The sequence below is a fragment of the Clostridium sp. AF19-22AC genome (assembly GCF_003479085.1).
GTDB classification, from domain to species: Bacteria; Bacillota; Clostridia; order Lachnospirales; family Lachnospiraceae; genus Faecalicatena_A; species Faecalicatena_A orotica.
Genome location: NZ_QUGN01000030.1, coordinates 53882 through 71841, shown reverse-complemented (window position 1 = coordinate 71841; position 17960 = coordinate 53882). Strand labels below are relative to the sequence as shown.

Sequence of the window (17960 nt, the reverse complement as noted above, 5' to 3'; positions counted from 1 at the left end):
TTCCTCTGTCCTTTGACCCTTTTGTATTGTCTCAGCAGTAAATCGGCGGAATAGCAGGCTCCGCGCTGGCCGGGGAATGCATATCCGATTTTCTGGATTTCAATATTTGCCAGACTTCCCTCTTCCAGTTCGACCACGATATCCGTAATCAGAAGCGAACTTTCGTCGGCCAGCCGGACCGAGTCATTGGGAAGCACCTGCCGGATATGTATATTCTGTCCCAGTAATAAGGAAAGCAGTTCTTCCAGACGTTCCGGATGAACATCGGGATTCATAATTTCTTTAAAGAATGAATCATATGTCATTTTTACTCCCCGCACACCCGTACATACATCCAGAAATTCTTTTTTCTGTTCATCATTCCACTGGGCAAACTGCCACGAACATACCGGACTGCGGTTAATCTCATCTAACACCTCCTTTCGTGTCCTGATTTGTGGAAAATACTTTTTTAGCCCTTTTTGCATAGGCAATGCTCCTTTCTTTGCGTACTGCACTGATTTCTTCTTTGTTTTGGTTTTTTCATTCGCGGATACAGTTTCGATAGTGAAACGCCGAAATGAGATGTCAAACGGCTTTGAGCCGGCGGAATCGCCTGCCGTTTTGATGGACTAAGAGTATCATATCCAAAATGAGAATTCAATAAATAATCTATTAAATTTAAATAAGAATTTCTGCCGGTGTTGCTATTCACGGCCAGAGGCCATGCATAGTAATACCGGGAAGTAGATAGCTCCACAGAAATCCATGCTGCTTAAAACAAAGATTCCCGTGGAGCTACTTTTTTAGTGGCCGGATTATCTATATTTGCTATTTAACCAATACCGCATCAGCGTCCGCGTCTTCTCTGCCGCTGCATCTCTCTTTCCCGTTCTCTCTGTCTTGCCCTCTTCCGCTCCCATCTGCGCCTGCTGCGCTCCATCATTCTTCCCGGGGCAAGGAACGTCCAGCAACAGATGCGTACGGCCATAATACCAAAAAAGACACCGATACTGTCAATCCCGACATCTTTCACAGAAGGTCCCCTGCCGTCTACAAAAGACTGGTGATACTCATCCCCGCAGGCAAATCCTACACAGATAAGCCCTGCAACGATCATGAGTCCAAAGCCCCTCAGACCATATACATAGAAGGGAAGAGATACCGTAACGGCAAGGATAAAGTATTCTGTCATATGGGCCAGCTTTCTGACCGGATATTCGATTTCATAGGCCTTCTCATCTATCTCCCAGTCCTCCATATTCTTCTGAAGAACTTCATTCCCAAATGTAACAATCTTGTGACTCACCGTATAGCTCAAATTTCCGGAATCATCCCCTGTCTGGGCTGAAAAGTTAAAGATGACCAGCATCATGAGGATCGCCGGTAAAAAAGACAGCGGTTTTAATATTAACAACATACATTTCTTGAACATTTATGTCACTTCCTTTGTATAAAACACTTATATGGTAACTGTTAGTGGTAAAATCATTTTTCTATCATACCGTGTTCCCCACATAAAATCAAGTTCTGGAAGGACTTCAATTCAGTGTTAATGCTGCTGTAATTCCATCATCCGTTCAAACTCCGTCTTCTCCGGAAGATCAAGCGCAAACCGTTTTTCCAGCCAGCACTCTGCCAGTTCAATCCATTTTGACGCATCTTTGTTTATCATCTTTTTTGACATTGCCGTTGCCTGGGTAGCAAGACTTAAGCCGTGGTCCCCCTCTTCGAAGATATGCAGTTCGAACGGAACCTTCTGGTCTGCGAGGGCATGTGCCATACGCAGGCTGTGCTGAACCGGAACCATTGCATCTGCGGACGTCGCCCATAAAAATGTAGGAGGAGTATGTTCAGTCACATTCAGTGCAGGACTAACTTCCCTTAATTTTTCTTCAGAAGGTTCAGGCCCGCCGAGGTAAGCTGTGTTTGACCCCTTAAAAAATGCTGTATCCATCTCATTCATTTCAAATTTTTCCATAAAAGTATAGTCACTCAGCGTATATCCCAGAATAATCGCGGCAGGTTTCAGCATATTCGCCTCCACCCCGAAATACTCTGTCAGCAGGGGGCTGTTCCAGTAAACGGAATACATGGCCGAATTATGGGCGCCCGCGGAAAATCCGCACACTGCAACGCGTTCCATGTCAACCAGCCATTTTCTTGCGTGTTCACGGATATAGAGCATGGCCTTCCCAATATCACGGACAGGCGCCGGATGTTTCGTATCCTCTTTCGGTACAACTGGCCTGGAAAGATCTGGGAATGTATTTTTTCCGTCATCATATGTAGAATATCTCAGGACAAATGCATGGTACCCCATAGACACAAACCTCAGTGCAACCGGCTCTGCCTCCCTGTCTGAACAGCTGAAATATCCGCCGCCGGGACAGATCAGGATAGCAGGACGCTTTCCCTGCTGCCTCATTTCCCCTTCCTCTGCTGTCACATAGGTTGTTAAAGTGACATTATCGCGATCCTCATAAAGCTTAATTTTTTCAGTTAACATAACTTTTGCCTCCTTAAGAAATACTTCTTTGATTATACCACTTTTTTACCAATGAACATCAACCAATATCCAACAGTTCACCGAATGTTTCTATCCTGTAATCTGCTTTCTCATATCCCGATGCATCTCCAATCCCGACCGATGCCATGCCCGCTGCCTTTGCAGCATCTATCCCGGCATACGCATCTTCTACAACAATACACTCCTTGGGATTCACTCCAAGAAACTCCCCGGCCTTCACAAACACCTCCGGGTCCGGTTTCGAACGGGTAATATTATTTCCGTCTGAAACAGCGTCGAACGCATCTGTAAGCCCCACCTTATCCAGAATAAATCCGGCATTTTTACTCGAAGAACCGATTGCAAGCTTATGGCCTCTTTCGCGGAGTCTTTTCAGCGTTTCTCTCACTTCTTCCGTCACATCATCCGGAGTCATTGTTGCGAGAAGCTCGCGGTAGGTGCGATTCTTCTGTTCCATCATCTGTGCCTTTATTTCACCGGACAACGGCTCTCCTTCATACTTTTCCAGAATAATTTCCAGACTTTCCGCACGGCTCACACCCCTGAGCCGGTTGTTGATAGTTTCATCAAAATAAATCCCCATCTCATCCGCCATCTTCTTCCACGCCTGATAGTGGAACTTGTCTGTAAATACAATCACACCATCTAAATCAAATATAAATGCTTTCACTTCTCTTCTCCTTTATCCTTGTACTGGTTGGTTTCACGCCGTACACTTTCATGACCTGCTTTTTCTCGATGAAAATACTTGCATTTCTGTATCTCACCCTGCATAATCTCTCTGCCCCCGGGTCCATTTCTACAAATGGATGGTTTAATTTATCCTCTATGGCTGCGGTTCCGTCAAATATACTGTCTACAAGTCCTTTATAATCATCAAGATAACTTTTTGCAATCGGATATCCATTGTGGTTCGGGAGTATGTAATCAAAACAATCTGACATGTCTTTCAGCCTGAGGAAGTTCTCTTTAAAGTTCTTCAGTCTCTCTTCCACGTCATACGGAGCTTCCGGGTTTCTGGAATTATCAAACATCATTACCTGTCCGGCCTCGAGCTCGTCACCGCTAAACAGCATCCGGTGCCCTCTGTCCAGATAAAACAGGCTGCTGTTACAGTGCGCCGGTCTGACATCCAGCACGTCTACGGTCCGGCCGCCCAGTTCGATTGTATCTCCCTCACCGATATATATTTTTTTATAATCTGGATACGGAAGGAGTGTCAGATCAAAGGGGACCGCACCGGGAGTTTCAACAGACGGAGCATCAATCCTTTCCCCCCTGCTTACATAAACCTCCTCAAATTCTCCGTTTCCCCCTGAATGGTCCGGATGATAGTGGGTATTTGCCACAATGACCGGCTTTTCTGTCAGCCGTTCCACATACGGCCTCAGATTGCCGGCCCCGTATCCTGTATCAAGCAGAAGGGCTTTTTCTTCCCCTTCCAATAGATACATGTTTTCTGTCCCGTTCATGAAGTTAATCACCCATGTTGTATCGTCTATCTTCCATGACATATATGTCCCGAAAATCTGCTCCAGTGTTGGTTTCATGCTGCTGTCTCCTTCCAATTTTTATCTCTTATTTATCGACCACCTTTAGTTCACTGATCTCTTCAATGGCTTTTTTCAGCTGTTCTGGTTCAAACGGCAGATACCCCATTTTCGAAATATCTTCCAGTGTATTCGCCCCCATTTCCGGGTCACCGGATGCAGCCATTCCTGCGATTGCCGGCGCGTATCTGCCAAGTACCTCCATCGCTTTTTTATCTCTTGCAATTCGGGAAAGTGTGGTTCCACTATGATACGGCTTTCTCAGGTCTTTCTCTGGCTGATAAGCAAAATCGTAACTTCCCGCTCCCAGAAGCTGTTTTCCTCCGGGATATCCAGGCAGGCAGGCCTCGGCCTCACAGCCGAACGGGACCTCAATATGCACCTTAAATGTTCCGTTTTCCTCAATGCTCCACTTGCTGACATACAGGCCGTTTACAGAATCGTAGAGGCATTCCAGACTTCCCAGACGTATGTCCGGATGCGGTGCGATCACAGCCTTCCTAAAACCGGGTTCCATCGGGCGGATTCCTGCCGCATATGCGTAGACAAATTCCATGACGGAACCATACGCATAGTGGTTCAGAGAGTTCATCCCCGTATCACTGATCGTTCCATCCGGTAAAACCGAATTCCACCGTTCCCAGATTGTAGTCGCCCCGAGGTCGACGCTGTACAGCCAGCCGGGGAAACCTTCCTGAAACAAGAAGTCATATGCGGTTTCGCACATGCCCGCTTCAGCCAGAACCGTGCACAACAGAGGTGCACCAACGAAGCCGCATTTGATCTTGTTGCAGTCTTTTTTCAACCGTATTTTAAATTGTTCTATCGTTTTGTCTCTGTCAACATACAGTCCGAACTTCAGAGCAATGACATAAGCCGCCTGCGTATCCACGGCCAGACGCCCGCCGGGTGTAAAGAATTCATGTAAAACTGCCCGTTTAATTTTTTCTTCCAATGCAAGGTAATGTTCTGAATCCTCCTGTTTCCCCAGCCTCTGAGCCATCTTTCTCACAATCTGCGCGGAGCGGTAGTAGTAAACGGATGCAATATAGTCATCGTCTGTACTTCCCTTGAAACTGGATTCGGTGGGACCGTCCAGCGCAAGCCAGTCTCCGAAATGGAATCCGAAGTTGAACAGATACTGCCTATTTCCCCTCATGGAATCTTTTCTGTCAATATAATCTACCCAGTCTTTCATCAGGGGATAGCAGTACTCCATCTCATCCAGATTTCCATAGTATGTGTAAAGCGTATCGGGAAGAAATGTGGCAATATCGCCCCATACACTTCCTACATCCTCTTTGTGCCCGATATTCGGCAGATAGTTTGGAACCCCGCCCTCCAGATATTGCTGCTCATCTCTTAAATCCTTCACAAATTTATGGAAGAAGGCGCGTGTATCCATGTGGTAGCTTGCGGTTGGCGCAAAAACCTGTGCATCTCCGGTCCATCCGAGGCGCTCGCTTCTCTGTGGACAATCCGTAGGCATATCGATAAAGTTGGATTTCAATCCCCATACGGTGTTTTTATATAATCTGTTAATTTTCTCGTTTCCAGTAGTGATATAACCAGTTCTGCAAAGATCTGAATAGAGTACCCGGCCTGTAAAATCTTCTTTCTTACATGCTCCCGGCCATCCCGTCACACGCACATAGCGGAAACCAAAGAAAGTAAAATGTGCCCGCACAGTCTCTTTACATCCGTTGGAAACGTAAACAAACTGTGATTTTGCCTCACGGTAATTTTTGTTGTAGAAATTACCTCCCTGCAGGATTTCCCCAAAATCAAGCACGACCTTCGTCCCTTTTAGGAAATCTGCCCTGAATTCGAGATATCCCGCGAAGTTCTGCCCCATATCCAGCACGGTCTCCCCCGCCGGAGTACGAAGGACCTCCTGCACCGGGATTCTTTCCTTTGCCAGGACCTTAAGGCTGATGCGGTCCGTCAGATGGGACTTAGCAAGGTTTCTTGTCCCTTCCTCATTCTCCGGATGCTCCAAAACCTGTACCGGACGGTGTGGATTTTCCTTTTTCTCCCACAGCATCCGATTCAGAATCTCCCCGAAATAAATGCCGGATTCCTCGATATCAGAGCCATAATATTTCCAGCTTTTGTCCGTGCAGATACATTCGTGCGTCCCGTCTTCGTATTCCAGATGCAGCTCTGCAATCGCAGCCATGCGGTCCCCGTAGTTTTCCTTCTGCATTTCCAGCCCGAAGGTCCCCATGTACCATCCCTTTCCAAGCAGCAGTTCCAGCGTATTCCCACCGTTTTCCCTCAGAATGCCATCGAGCGGGAAGGTCATGACCTGAATATTTTTCTCATAGTTGTTCACATAGGGGGCCAAATGTTCCTCTCCAAGCTTCTTCCCATTTATGTATGCCTCAAACAAGCCCACTCCGGCCGCATATAATCTGGCACGGCGTATCTTTTTGGAAATGAAAAAGGATTTCGTCATGACGGGGTGGAAAGTATCCGTTTTTATTGTGCTGATCCAGCCGGCATCCCAGCACTCATTCATTTTCCCTGTCTCAAAAGTGCAGATATCACTGACCGCGCGGTCCCCGGCATCGCCCTCTACCGCAATGCGGTAAAAATAAGTTGTCCGCGGCCTCAGGTTCATATCCAGCCTTTCACCGCCCTGCTTTAAATCCGGCCCTTCCTTTTTACAGAGTATCGTTTTAAAGTCTCCGCTGTCACTGACCTCGATCACTGCATTTGTCTGTCTTTTACTTACCGTATCACGGACATTCCACGAAAAGATGAGCTTCTCATAGAAAAATCCGGCCGGATTGTCGATTCCGTTGATTCTTATATTCGTGATTCTCATGTTCTATTCCTTTCTTTGCACTCCCGGGAGCACAACACCTTACTTATCATGTTCCCGTCATCCCAGAAACGTCTAAAATGTTAAGTCCTCCCTGCCGCAGAAAGCATCTACAGGTGATACCCCTTTGAAGCTGCTTCTGCCCAGTATCTTTTCAACGACTGACTCGATGACATACTCTGAATTACAGTATCCGTTGATGTACGTCTTTATCATCGGCGCGTCCAGAAGATGATACGGGTTTCCCACGCTGACAAACATGACCGGAACCTCATGTACCATCCACGGCATATTGTTGCCAAGCCCGAACATCGTGTGCCAGTTCAGGCGGGATACTGTCTTGTTGGAAGCGGTCTCTACATTACCAATATAAAGAACAAGATCGTACCTCTCTTTAAAAGCGGTAACTGAGTCTTTCATGACCTCGAAGCCTTCCGGTTCATATACCGTAACCTCAAAGCCTTCTTTCCCAAGCTTCTCCGTGAAGGACGAGCAGACTCTTTCATTGGATGGAAAGTCCCCCATCATCTCCAGAAGGATTCTTTTCTGTTTCTGCGGACTGATCGGAAGTAGATCCTGCGTATCCTTTACTAGAGTCACACCCTTGTCTGCACATTCTTTTGCCCATGTATCGTGTAATCCGCAGTTCAGAATCTCCAGTGCTTCCGGTCTGGGTACAAGGGTTTTGTTTTCCTGCTTTTCAATAAGTCCCATCGATGCTTTTACTGCAAGTATTCTTTTTACAGCCTCCTCGAGACGCTCCTTTGACAGGATTCCTTTTTCATATCCCTTGTGCATGAAACGGAAGTCCTCTTCCATGTTCCTGTTAAACAGAATAACATCGCATCCATTTTCGATGCTCAGCGGAATCGCTGTCTCCCTGTCGCATGCAGCACAGAAGCCTGTCATCGGGGTCGCATCTGTGGAGATCAGTCCGTTAAAACCAAGTTTTTCCCGCAGCAGACGTTTCAACAGATTTGGTGACAATGTGGCCGGAATTATTTTTTCCGGTTTTTTTCCGTCGAAATATTCCTCATATGCAGGCATGGCAATGTGTGCGGCCATGATTGTCAGGGTGCCTGCCTCTATCATTTCGCGGTATATCTTTCCATAAGTCTCATCCCATTCAGCGCAGGAAAGGGAATTAACACTTGTCACGAGATGCTGGTCACGCTCATCGACCCCATCCCCCGGAAAATGCTTTACCGAAGCTGCCACTCCCTGTTCTTTTGCCGCTTCCAGATATGCTTTCCCCATCTTTATGACAGTTTCCGTATCCGAGCCAAAGGTACGGACATTCGTGATCGGGTTGTGGTAATTGAAATCAAGGTCTACAACTGGCGCAAAGGACCAGTTTACGCCGACTGCCGCTCCTTCACTGCAGCTTACCCTGCCGAGCTGGTACGCTTTTTTTTCATCCCCCGATGCCGCCACAAGCATTTCCCTGCCAAAATAAGTTCCCTCAATTGCCGAACCATTTCCGCCATACTCCAGGTTGGAGGCTGTCAAAAGCGGGATTTTCGATGTGTCCTGCAGCACTTTATGGGCCTGTCTGATCTCTTCTCCCGGCCCCTCTCTGTACAGCATACCTCCGATATGTTTCGTTTCCACAAGTTCCTTTAATTCATTTTCATCTTTCGTAAAGACAATGGGGCAGAATAACTGCCCGATCCGCTCGTCAAAACTCATGGAATCATATGTATCATGCACCCATTTCACCTGTTCGTCTGTTAAATAAAATGGTTTTTCCTTATATCTGATCATGCTCTCTTTTCTCCTTTTGATACACATTTTGTATTCTTTTCCTTTTCTACTTACTATTGTAATGTACCCGCCCCATAACCTCCATGTAATATTTTTTTTATTATCCGACTTATTTTCAGTTACTGTGTCCCCCTCTTGAATGTCCACAACTATTTTCATATATACGGTTTATTTAATTTCCTGAATATCCCTGCTTATTTTGTTGAATATAAATCCGGCATTTGTTATACTTTTGGTAATCAGGAAAGGAGGGACAGACATGCCATATTACATTACCTACGGGGAATTTCAGAAGCATATGAAAGACTATTATCTGCGGACCGGAAACAGGATGCAGTTCCCGGAGATGTCCGACTATTTATATAAAAAGGGGCTCCTTCTGGAAACGTCCCCTGAATCCCCTGCTTCGAGTGAATTGTTTGGAAGCATGACAGATGATGAGTTTAACCGCGTTGTAGATTCTATGGTACTGACTCTGAATCCCAGCCAGACTCTGAATTTCAAGGTTGCCGAGACAGATATCTTCCCTACGGCAAGGGATGCTTTTATCATCCGGCATCCCCGTTATACAAGGCCATCCACACATACTCATAACTATTTTGAGATTAACTATGTGGCACAGGGAACCTGCACCTTTGTGTTTGAGAAAACAAACCGGGTACTCAGCGAAGGAGAGCTGTGTATTATCGCACCTTCTTCGGAACATGACCTGGTCATTGACGATGATTCCACGGTGTTCTGTATCATGCTCAGAAAAAGTACGTTTGACACAACCTTTTTCTCACTAATGTCCAGAAAAGACCTGCTTTCCTACTTTTTCCGCACGATTCTGCAGGATGATTCCCACGCGAATTATCTCCTGTTCTTTGCTGAAAATAATACATGGCTCAAGACCATCGTGCGCAATGCTATGGGAGAGAGCTACAAGAATGATGTTTACAGCAATACCTGCTGCATCAGCTGGATTAACCTGCTATTCTCCAATCTACTGAGAAATTACAGTAAAACTCTTCAGTTTTATAATTATCAGATGGGATCAGATTTTTCACTCGTACTGCAGTATATCCAGCATAATTACCAGACACTGACTCTGTCCTCGCTGGCGGAAATGTTCCACTACAGCGAACCTCACCTTTGTACTTTGATTAAGCAGAATACGGGGCATAACTTTACAGAACTGATCAAAAGACTGCGGATGGCCGACGCCGTAGATTATCTGACGAATACAAACCAGAAGATAAGCGAGATTGCCGAACAGATCGGTTATAACTCCGCGGACCACTTTTCCCGGGTATTCCGGGGGACTTACCATATGTCACCTCAGGAGTACCGGAAGGTGCACGCAGGGGAAAAAGAAGACTTCCGGCCCTTTACTTAGGACCGGAAGTCCCTGCAACTATAAAGAAGTAATAGGAGGCAATTATGAAAAATAAGAATAATGAACAAGCCGTCTCCCCAAAAGTATTGTCATTCTCAGCTGTACGCAAAATTTTTCTTATTTGCTTCATTCTCAGCGTTATATTTATTCTTCTGGGAAGAGGAATATATACTTATATAGGCATGAAACAGACGGTTAAAACAATGTATCAGAGCGTATCCGCCCAGACTTCAGCAAAAGTGGACGAATCTCTGAAACTATTAAATTCTCTGGCTTCGCTCGAAATCTTCTATGATCCAGATGTTGCCTGGGAAGAAAAAACTGCAAAATTAGATAAAATCAACGAATACTACGGATACATGTTCATATGTTATGTCGATAAGGATATCGTAGTATATACCCTGGGCGAAGAACCGGCGAGTCTGGCAAGCCGTGAGCATATGCAGAAAGTATATGCCTCAAAGCAACCCTATGTTACTGATAGTTTCGTAGCAGGGGCAGATGGTAAAACATTGAACTATACAGTCATTGTCCCACTGTTCAAAGACAGTGTCATGACAGGAAGCCTGTTTGCTACAATTGTTTTAAATGATACAGAGGAACTCTTAAAAGAGATCACATCTACCACAAATGCCGAGGCCATTTTGATCAGTTCAAAGGGTCAGGTCATGTGCTCAACAAATAATACGGCTTATGGCACATCTATACTTGATATACTCAGCAGTCACCAGTTATATAACACTACTGCGGACCAGTTAGAGGAACAAATGCTCAACAGACAGGCAGGAGCTTTCCGGAGCCGTGACGGCTTCAATTTCATATATACAGAATATGGCCCGGTTGAAAATACAAACTGGGATATTTTAGTCAGCATCGACTTCGGCTCGGAGTTCCTTGCCATGCTGCCTCTGACATGTTCTGTCATGGTTTGTTTAATTGCATTAATAATCACTCTTTATTATTTTGTAAATCGTCATATCCGGCTTCAGTCCGAGAATATACAGAGCATGGTCCAGTCTGTCCAGAGTCTTAAAAAGAAGATTTATCAAAATAATGATCCTGCGGAGCTTCTGGATTATGAAAACCTGATCCGGATGTCCAGCAAGGGGTTAAATGATGATCTGACAGGGGCCTCTACACGTGCGGTTTTCCTCAATCAGGCAGAAGCTCTGCTTAAAGAAACGAAGGATAACCAAATATTAGTACTCTGTTTTATTGATTTAGACGATTTAAAGACTTTAAATGATAAATATGGACACTCAACCGGGGATATTGCTTTGAAAAAGACAGGCAATACCCTTCGTGAATACGCAGTGAAATATGACGGGCTGGTCGGACGTTATGGCGGAGATGAGTTTATTCTCATTTTACGTGATCTTGACAATGGTGAGGAGTTAAATGCCGTTCTTCAGGAACTGGTTGAAAGATTGAAGTTTGATATACAATTCGAAGACAAGAAACTTGCTATCCACTGTAGTATCGGCGCCAGCTTATGGGAACCTGATATTACACTGAATACGCTGATTTCCAATGCCGACAAAGCACTTTATGACGTAAAGCGTCACGGAAAAGCAATGTACTCTGTTTTTCTGATTGGAGAACACAATGAAGTATAGAAAAAAATCAATCCTGTTATTATGCGTGATTTTTCTCGTTATATCGGGTGTCATGTACGAATTAGCCGGAATCACAAAAAAGGCCATTACTTCAGAGCGCATGACAGCTGCAAAAACTGTAGAAATAGGATTCAGCGAAGGTCTTGCGGAGACATTCGGAAATATGAATTATGCCTCTCAATTATCCTATACCATCGACCTTGATAATACTGCTGATTTAAATTTATTTAAGAAAAGCGTACAAAAACTTACAGATGAGAATGAGCATGTTCTCTATGCCGCATATTATAACGATGATACGCTGGACTATATTTATCCGGCGGACCGGTTCAGTTCTTTTCTGGGGAAAGATATGGCTGATTTTTCTTACTGTATTACTTTAGCTAAGGTTGTCATGGAACCGGTGATTGAGGGCCCGGCAAAACTATTTGATGAAAAAGAAGATGTTTTTCTCTTCATACAGCCGGTCTATGTAGGGACGACTTATATCGGGGAAATTGTCGTGGCAGTAGATGATGATTACGTCCTATCTTCATTGGGATTGAAAGAGCTTGAAGATGCAGACTACGATTATGAGTTATGGCGTGTGGATTTCCTCGGGCAGAGCAAAATCGTCATCGCTTCATCAGACAGTTCCGTTGATTTTTCGGATGCTGTCAAACAACAGTTCAGTCTGCCTGCCACATGGAGTATCAGCATTCTTCCAAAGGGCGGCTGGATCACGCGTACTGAAAATATCTGCATTTATATTGCTTTTATCGTACTTGGCCTTGTGATTTTAGGCATCGGGCTGTTGTTATATGATAACTTCAGCTTAAGGAAGAAATTAGAAACCGCCAAATACACGAATCTAAGCACCGGACTTTCGACAATAGAAGGGTTTTCTTTCTTTTTGAATAAACATATATCCAAAACCCCCGACGTCCCTGCCTATATTTTAAATTTACAATTGGGGAATTTCCGCAGATTTACAAAAGATATGGAGCAGGATGAAATCACCAAATACCTGATGCAGTTTAAGCAGAGTATTACAGAGTGTCTTACAAAAGATGCCATTGTAACAAGAGTGAATGACGATAGTTTCTTAATTGCGTTTTTTACAAACAAACGAAATCCCGATGATATAATTGAAGAATTCGTCTTACAGCTGCACTGGAAAAGACGAATTGATCAGACAAAAGTATTTATTACCCCCCGCTACTGTACTGTTACGTATCCTGAACATGGGAAGGATGCAGTATCCCTGATGAATGCGGCCCGCAGGCAGTTCCGGGAAAAGTATTAAAAGACTTCCGGCCCTTTACTTAGGACCGGAAGCCTTCTTTTTCATCTAAATTCACAATTCCTCTGCATTTCGGGAATCTGGAACATCCGTAAAACTCCCTGCCTGCATTTTTCCCCTTTGCCGCAGTGCGCTTTACCATGACCGCCCCGCATCGCGGACACAAAACATCAGTACAAGGTTCTTCCTCTGCTTCCACAGGCTCCACATCTGTAGGTTCTTCGCTTTTCCCCGGATCTTCACATTCTGTCTCTTCGAATAACTCCTCTTTATATTTTGCCACATAATCTATCGGGTTCTCTGTACTTTTCTCAAGAAAAAACTGCGCTGTTTTCATCATTTCTTTTTCTGAACAGCTTTCCGCGCCTCTTTCAGAATTGGCATTTCTGATAAATGAAATTAACTGGTCTGCCCTGATAACCTGGTTTTTAACTTCTTTTTTGGCATATTTGGCATTTAAAACTGTCTTGGAATTTGCCAGCACAACAATAGAGCGGTAATTCTCTGGAAAATATTTCTCAAATAGTGCTTTTGTCAGCATATTCCCTTTCGCTTCCATACGGATTTTTTTAATCACTTCCATGTGCCGCTGGTTTTGCGTAATCGGTGAATATACCCCTTCTTTTCTGTAAAACTTCCCATAAGTCAGAGTTCTCACAAAATTCCCGCCGCTGTCGATCTCAATATTGCCTATCAGATTTTTACATTCAACAATAAATGTTCTGCTCCTTGTAACGATCAAAAAATCGATCTGTGCCGTGAACCCATCTTTTTCGAAATAGAGATCATGCAAAACCACCATTGGCATGTGACTGTTCTTAAGTTCAAACATAATCTGGTTTTCACCATAAATGCCTGCCTCAACAATTTTAATTTCATCTTCAATCTTCTGCAGTAATTTACCTGATGCCTGCTGTTTTAGAGTATTTAAAGCCTCCAGTTGTTTTTCAGCAGAACTACTTTCTTTTAAAAAAACTGGTTCCCGTATTGTATCAAATAATCCCATCCGTCCTCTCCCACCCTGCACTTCACCACATTTATTTTATTTTAACACATAATCATAGCAAAAACACCTAAATGATTGAAGTAGAAAAGGACCTGCCGTAAGTGCTGGTCCTTTTCCTTTATCAATCTTTAATGCTATTGTATTCTAAATTCCGCGAAATCCAAATTCCCCTCTTTTACCCTGAAGTACAATGCATGCTCCCCTTCGACCCCCTCCATGTTCGCCGATACTTCTGTCCATGCTTCACTGCTTTCTGGCCCGCCGACTGGAACCCCGGCAATTCTTTGCCCCTCCAAAGAATCCAGCAGGACTTCCATGACTCCTCTGCCCCGCAGTGTAAGCCGTATAGACTTCTCATTACCGTCGAACCGGAAATACTTGAACCCCGCCGCAGCGCCTGCCCGCATATTGTGTATATAAGGGTATAGTCCATGTTCCGCATTGCGGTCCGGTTCTTCTGTGATATAAGGCATTTCTTCCGGGAGAGGAGGCAGGGGCTGTCCCGGCATGCTCATTATGACCTGCCCTACCTTTGTCCTGTCTCCCTCCGTCAGATGGCATGCAATATATGTCCTGTAGGATGCTTTAGACGGAAGTGCCTGACCGTTCAGGCCGCAGCTCGTGATTTCAACCTGCGGAATTGTTCCATCCTCCAAAATCTGAACCCGGTCAGCGCAGCCCTGACGGCTGAATGCTGTTCCGTGTGTATGTCTGTGCCAGAAAATATAGATCTCACGAGCCTGCTCATTTCCGGCCATTTCTTCGCCCGACACATTTTTGATATCCTTCTTTATTTCTATCAATCCGCCATGATTGTTTCCTGTGTAGTTGACCGGCAGCGTGTTTCCCTGATATCCTATATCGCCGTTGGATACAATGACACCTTTAAATGCAAAAGGTCCCTCCGGACTCTTAGACATCCCATAACACAGTTCGTGTCCCTGCAGACTGGAATAAACGAAATAGTACCAGTTTCCTATTTTACGGATACTGGATGCCTCAAAAAACGGATGTTCCTCATATGAAGTACCTGACGCAGTGTCCACCCCGTTTGCCACGCAGACCGGTTCACTTATGATCGTATGCATGTCATCCTTCAGCCTCACCATCATCGCCCCCGGGTAATTTGCATCCTCCATCCCCGGAAAACGCACCGGCGGGCAGAAGCCATAATACAGGTAGTTTCCACTTTCTTCACACAGAATCGCGGGATCAAACCATCTTCCGACCGTGGGAATACTTCCGTCCTCCCGCCTGACATAATCCAGAAATTCATATGTCCCGGCAGGGGTATCACACACCGCAACAGAAATCACATTAACCGTGTCCAGGGCGTAGTAAAGATAATATCTTCCGTCCGGCCCCTGAGTCACATCCGGTGCATATAAAAAACGTGTATTCTCCCCTGTAAAGGAAGGCTCATACAAAGGCATGTCCCCGTCATACGGTGCCCCGTTTATCGGGTCCTGCTCCTTTTTATAGATAGTTCCTTCACATCGCCAGTTTCCAAGATCATCTACCGGTGCACTCCAGCACACATAATCATCCTCACAGAAAGAAGTTCCGTTTAATTTATCATGGCTACCGTAAATATAAATCCGGTCCCCGAATATATGCGGCTCTCCATCCGGAATTGTTTCCCAGAACGGAAGATAAGGATTGACTGCTGCCTGTTTCATTATAATTCCTCCTTGCTTATCATTCTAAATACAGCGGGACTCCCCAATAAGCAGGGAGTCCGGTTATATCTTACTATACTATTCCATTTTTGATTTCATCTCTTCAATTTCCGCACTGTACTTTTCAACCGGATTAAAGAATACACAGATGATCAGGATAATCCCCGTCAGGGACGGTGCGCCGAACTTCAGGAAATTCAATGCAAACATTGTAGATTCAGGCTGTCCCCCGATTGCCTCTGCAATATATCCGGATGCTGAAAGAACGGCCAATATGCCGGAACTAACTACTGTATTTCCGCATTTCTGGGCAAATCCCTTGATAGAAGAAATTACGCCGTTTGCCGATAAACCTTCTTTATACTGTATGTAATCAATTGAATCATTTACCAGTACATTCACAAGTGCATTCTGCATTGCAGAGAAGCAGGATGAAATAAATGTCACTACACATAAAAACGTAAAACTTGATTTTCCAAAGAAGAATAAAATTACATAGCATATAATAGAAGCCACCTGAGATACGATTAATGCTTTTTGCCCGGTTTTACAAATCTTCAATACAATAGGCATCAAAACAACCATAGAAACCAGAGCGCCTATAGAAATAACACCCATGTAAGCAGAAATCAGATCAGGCCTCATATAATAGTACTTCATGTAGTAAACAGAGGTAGAAAACATCATACCGTATCCCATTGATGCCATGATCCATGCAATAATATTCGGGAACAACTCTTTATGCTTTAAAACAAGTTTCATATCTCTGAATGCAGTTCCTTTTTCTACCGGCTGCAAGTACCTCTCTTTTGAAGTACCAAACAATCCCCAGAAGGATATGAAAGCGAAGACACCGCAAATAAGCATAAGCGGTACATAACCGTTGCTGAGTCCAATCCCCTGGAAGAACCCTGTGATCTGAGGTGTAAATGTATTTCCAATTGTAAATGCACATGCACAGACACCGGCACCCATCGTAATGATCATGTTTCTCTGCTGATTATTCTTAACACATGCAGGAAGAATCGCTACCTGAGGCATTGTATACATCGTGACCGTCATTCCATATCCAACATAAACAACCAGAATATAAATAATTTTCCCTGTTGTTGAAAATCCCCAGTCGATCCAAAGTAATGTTGAAAACAATGTTAACAATATGGGGGCAGCAATAAAGTAAGGTCTGTAACGTCCCCATTTTGTATGTGTCCTGTCGGCGATCACTCCCATCATCGGATCGTTAATCGCATCCCATAAAGTTGCAACAAACATAATCATCGAACAAGCTGCTGCCGGAATCTTCAGGGTATCAGTCATATATACTGAAAAAAAGCTTGCTATCACTGCCGCAATTAACATAGCTCCGCCGTTAACAGATGTTGCATGGAACCATTTAAATGCTGTCGTAACTTCCTTATTTTTCTTCGGAACTGCTGCAGCACCTGCCGTCATTTCGTTTTCCATTTTTCTCTCTCCTTTTCCTGTTCTTTTTTCACCTTCGTTCAAGATAGTTATAGTTTAGCGCAGCACAGTGTATAAATCCATGTTATAAATTACCTCAAATCCGACATTTTTTCATATCACTTTTCTGCATCCGGCTTTTTTTATTTGTAACCCGACATATCTTTTGACAGCCTCAATTCGTTGCCTTTTGAAGAACAGGAATCCATACTTCTCATCTTTTTATATTATCAACAATATACCCTGATTTTTCAACAATAAACACATTGAAATTACTATCTGGCAATGCTATTCTGACCATACAAATCTTTATTTCCGGAATATTTTATTTTCTGACTTTCGTCAAAAAATCCAGATTTGTATTTCACAATTGAATAAAGCTGTATTAGAAACAGAACCCACAGTTTACAGGCCTGACTGTGGACAATAGCAAAGAGAGCACTGTACATATCCATTTATACCGTAATACGCTCTTTTTAAGTTACAAACAGATATACTCCGTACATTTCACATGCTATAATGGAGGTGCAGTACATGACAGATAAAAGGCTGCAATGGCATCCGGCATTTATTGCCGCCATGCAGATTGACTTTGGAGAGGAGGCTGACCGTCTTATTTTTCTTTCCGAGTTGGAATTAAACAAGATGCCCATGCGGATTGACGCACTGGTCATTAAAAAAAGCGGCTCTGAACCGTTGAAAAAGAATATGGGCCGATTATTAAAGGGACATAATATCTTCGAATATAAAAGCCCGGAAGACACCCTGAATATTGATGATTTTTATAAGGTTTATGGCTATGCCTGCTTTTACAAGTCCAATTCAGAGCAGACGAATGCAATTAAACAGGATGATATCACTATAACATTCGTCTGCAGCAGGTATCCG

The 17960-nt window shown here is 44.2% G+C and carries 12 protein-coding genes and 2 pseudogenes; 4 read left to right on the top strand and 10 right to left on the bottom strand.

All coding sequences use genetic code 11. The annotated features are described in order from the left end of the window. The 7 genes and pseudogenes from DWX43_RS23855 to DWX43_RS23825 all read right to left on the bottom strand — a co-directional run. Positions 1-467 (bottom strand): annotated as a pseudogene (locus tag DWX43_RS23855) (hypothetical protein); the annotation flags it as partial. 362 nt (positions 468-829) lie between these two features. Next, positions 830-1414 carry a VanZ family protein gene (locus tag DWX43_RS23850; RefSeq protein ID WP_109732896.1) on the bottom strand — a complete coding sequence of 195 codons (585 nt, stop codon included), beginning with the start codon at positions 1412-1414 and terminating at the stop codon, positions 830-832. A 117-nt stretch (positions 1415-1531) separates the two neighbouring features. Further along, positions 1532-2488 carry an alpha/beta hydrolase gene (locus DWX43_RS23845; RefSeq protein ID WP_118622338.1) on the bottom strand — a complete coding sequence of 319 codons (957 nt, stop codon included), beginning with the start codon at positions 2486-2488 and terminating at the stop codon, positions 1532-1534. Positions 2489-2546: 58 nt separating this feature from the next. After that, on the bottom strand, positions 2547-3179 hold the full coding sequence (pgmB, locus tag DWX43_RS23840; protein WP_118622336.1) for a beta-phosphoglucomutase: 633 nt from the start codon (positions 3177-3179) through the stop codon (positions 2547-2549). Continuing rightward, the gene (locus DWX43_RS23835) at positions 3160-4059 is read right to left on the bottom strand and encodes an MBL fold metallo-hydrolase (RefSeq protein ID WP_118622334.1); all 900 of its coding nucleotides are present in this window, start codon (positions 4057-4059) and stop codon (positions 3160-3162) included. The genes pgmB and DWX43_RS23835 overlap by 20 nt, the downstream gene beginning before the upstream one ends. Before the next feature lie 28 nt (positions 4060-4087). Next, the gene (locus DWX43_RS23830) at positions 4088-6889 is read right to left on the bottom strand and encodes an alpha-L-rhamnosidase (protein WP_118622332.1); all 2802 of its coding nucleotides are present in this window, start codon (positions 6887-6889) and stop codon (positions 4088-4090) included. Positions 6890-6961: 72 nt separating this feature from the next. Further along, a complete protein-coding gene (locus tag DWX43_RS23825) occupies positions 6962-8650 on the bottom strand; it encodes a glycoside hydrolase family 3 N-terminal domain-containing protein (protein WP_118622344.1) in 1689 nt (562 codons plus the stop codon). Positions 8651-8909: 259 nt separating this feature from the next. Here DWX43_RS23825 and DWX43_RS23820 point away from each other — a divergent pair, with 259 nt between their 5' ends. Genes DWX43_RS23820 through DWX43_RS23810 form a run of 3 tightly spaced genes read left to right on the top strand, consistent with a single transcriptional unit; the run spans position 8910 to position 12929 of the window. After that, positions 8910-10028, top strand: a complete 1119-nt coding sequence (locus DWX43_RS23820; protein WP_109732890.1) for an AraC family transcriptional regulator — start codon at positions 8910-8912, stop codon at positions 10026-10028. A gap of 44 nt (positions 10029-10072) precedes the next feature. After that, positions 10073-11644: a diguanylate cyclase gene (locus tag DWX43_RS23815; protein WP_118622330.1), complete on the top strand. Its 1572-nt coding sequence runs from the start codon at positions 10073-10075 to the stop codon at positions 11642-11644. Next, positions 11634-12929 carry a diguanylate cyclase gene (locus DWX43_RS23810; protein ID WP_118622328.1) on the top strand — a complete coding sequence of 432 codons (1296 nt, stop codon included), beginning with the start codon at positions 11634-11636 and terminating at the stop codon, positions 12927-12929. Before DWX43_RS23815 ends, DWX43_RS23810 begins: the two co-directional genes overlap by 11 nt. Before the next feature lie 19 nt (positions 12930-12948). On the opposite strand, the gene DWX43_RS23805 is transcribed toward DWX43_RS23810, so the two are convergent. The 3 genes from DWX43_RS23805 to DWX43_RS23795 all read right to left on the bottom strand — a co-directional run bounded on the left by DWX43_RS23805 (position 12949) and on the right by DWX43_RS23795 (position 17075). Further along, complete coding sequence (locus tag DWX43_RS23805) at positions 12949-13932, bottom strand: NERD domain-containing protein (protein WP_118622326.1); 984 nt, start codon at positions 13930-13932, stop codon at positions 12949-12951. 134 nt (positions 13933-14066) lie between these two features. After that, positions 14067-15611, bottom strand: a complete 1545-nt coding sequence (locus DWX43_RS23800; protein WP_118622324.1) for a family 43 glycosylhydrolase — start codon at positions 15609-15611, stop codon at positions 14067-14069. Positions 15612-15689: 78 nt separating this feature from the next. Beyond that, positions 15690-17075, bottom strand: coding sequence for an MFS transporter (locus DWX43_RS23795; RefSeq protein WP_242996195.1), 1386 nt, complete (start codon positions 17073-17075; stop codon positions 15690-15692). Between the two features lie 531 nt (positions 17076-17606). Here DWX43_RS23795 and DWX43_RS27220 point away from each other — a divergent pair. Continuing rightward, positions 17607-17960 (top strand): annotated as a pseudogene (locus DWX43_RS27220) (hypothetical protein); the annotation flags it as partial.

Bases quoted from the DNA above. Each gene is read 5' to 3' on its own strand.
- DWX43_RS23830 (WP_118622332.1), bottom strand. From the start codon at position 6,889: ATGAGAATCACGAATATAAGAATCAACGGAATCGACAATCCGGCCGGA.
- DWX43_RS23815 (WP_118622330.1), top strand. From the start codon at position 10,073: ATGAAAAATAAGAATAATGAACAAGCCGTCTCCCCAAAAGTATTGTCA.
- DWX43_RS23800 (WP_118622324.1), bottom strand. From the start codon at position 15,611: ATGAAACAGGCAGCAGTCAATCCTTATCTTCCGTTCTGGGAAACAATT.
- DWX43_RS23845 (WP_118622338.1), bottom strand. From the start codon at position 2,488: ATGTTAACTGAAAAAATTAAGCTTTATGAGGATCGCGATAATGTCACT.
- DWX43_RS23850 (WP_109732896.1), bottom strand. From the start codon at position 1,414: ATGTTCAAGAAATGTATGTTGTTAATATTAAAACCGCTGTCTTTTTTA.
- DWX43_RS23805 (WP_118622326.1), bottom strand. From the start codon at position 13,932: ATGGGATTATTTGATACAATACGGGAACCAGTTTTTTTAAAAGAAAGT.
- DWX43_RS23795 (WP_242996195.1), bottom strand. From the start codon at position 17,075: ATGGAAAACGAAATGACGGCAGGTGCTGCAGCAGTTCCGAAGAAAAAT.
- DWX43_RS23835 (WP_118622334.1), bottom strand. From the start codon at position 4,059: ATGAAACCAACACTGGAGCAGATTTTCGGGACATATATGTCATGGAAG.
- DWX43_RS23810 (WP_118622328.1), top strand. From the start codon at position 11,634: ATGAAGTATAGAAAAAAATCAATCCTGTTATTATGCGTGATTTTTCTC.
- DWX43_RS23825 (WP_118622344.1), bottom strand. From the start codon at position 8,650: ATGATCAGATATAAGGAAAAACCATTTTATTTAACAGACGAACAGGTG.
- DWX43_RS23820 (WP_109732890.1), top strand. From the start codon at position 8,910: ATGCCATATTACATTACCTACGGGGAATTTCAGAAGCATATGAAAGAC.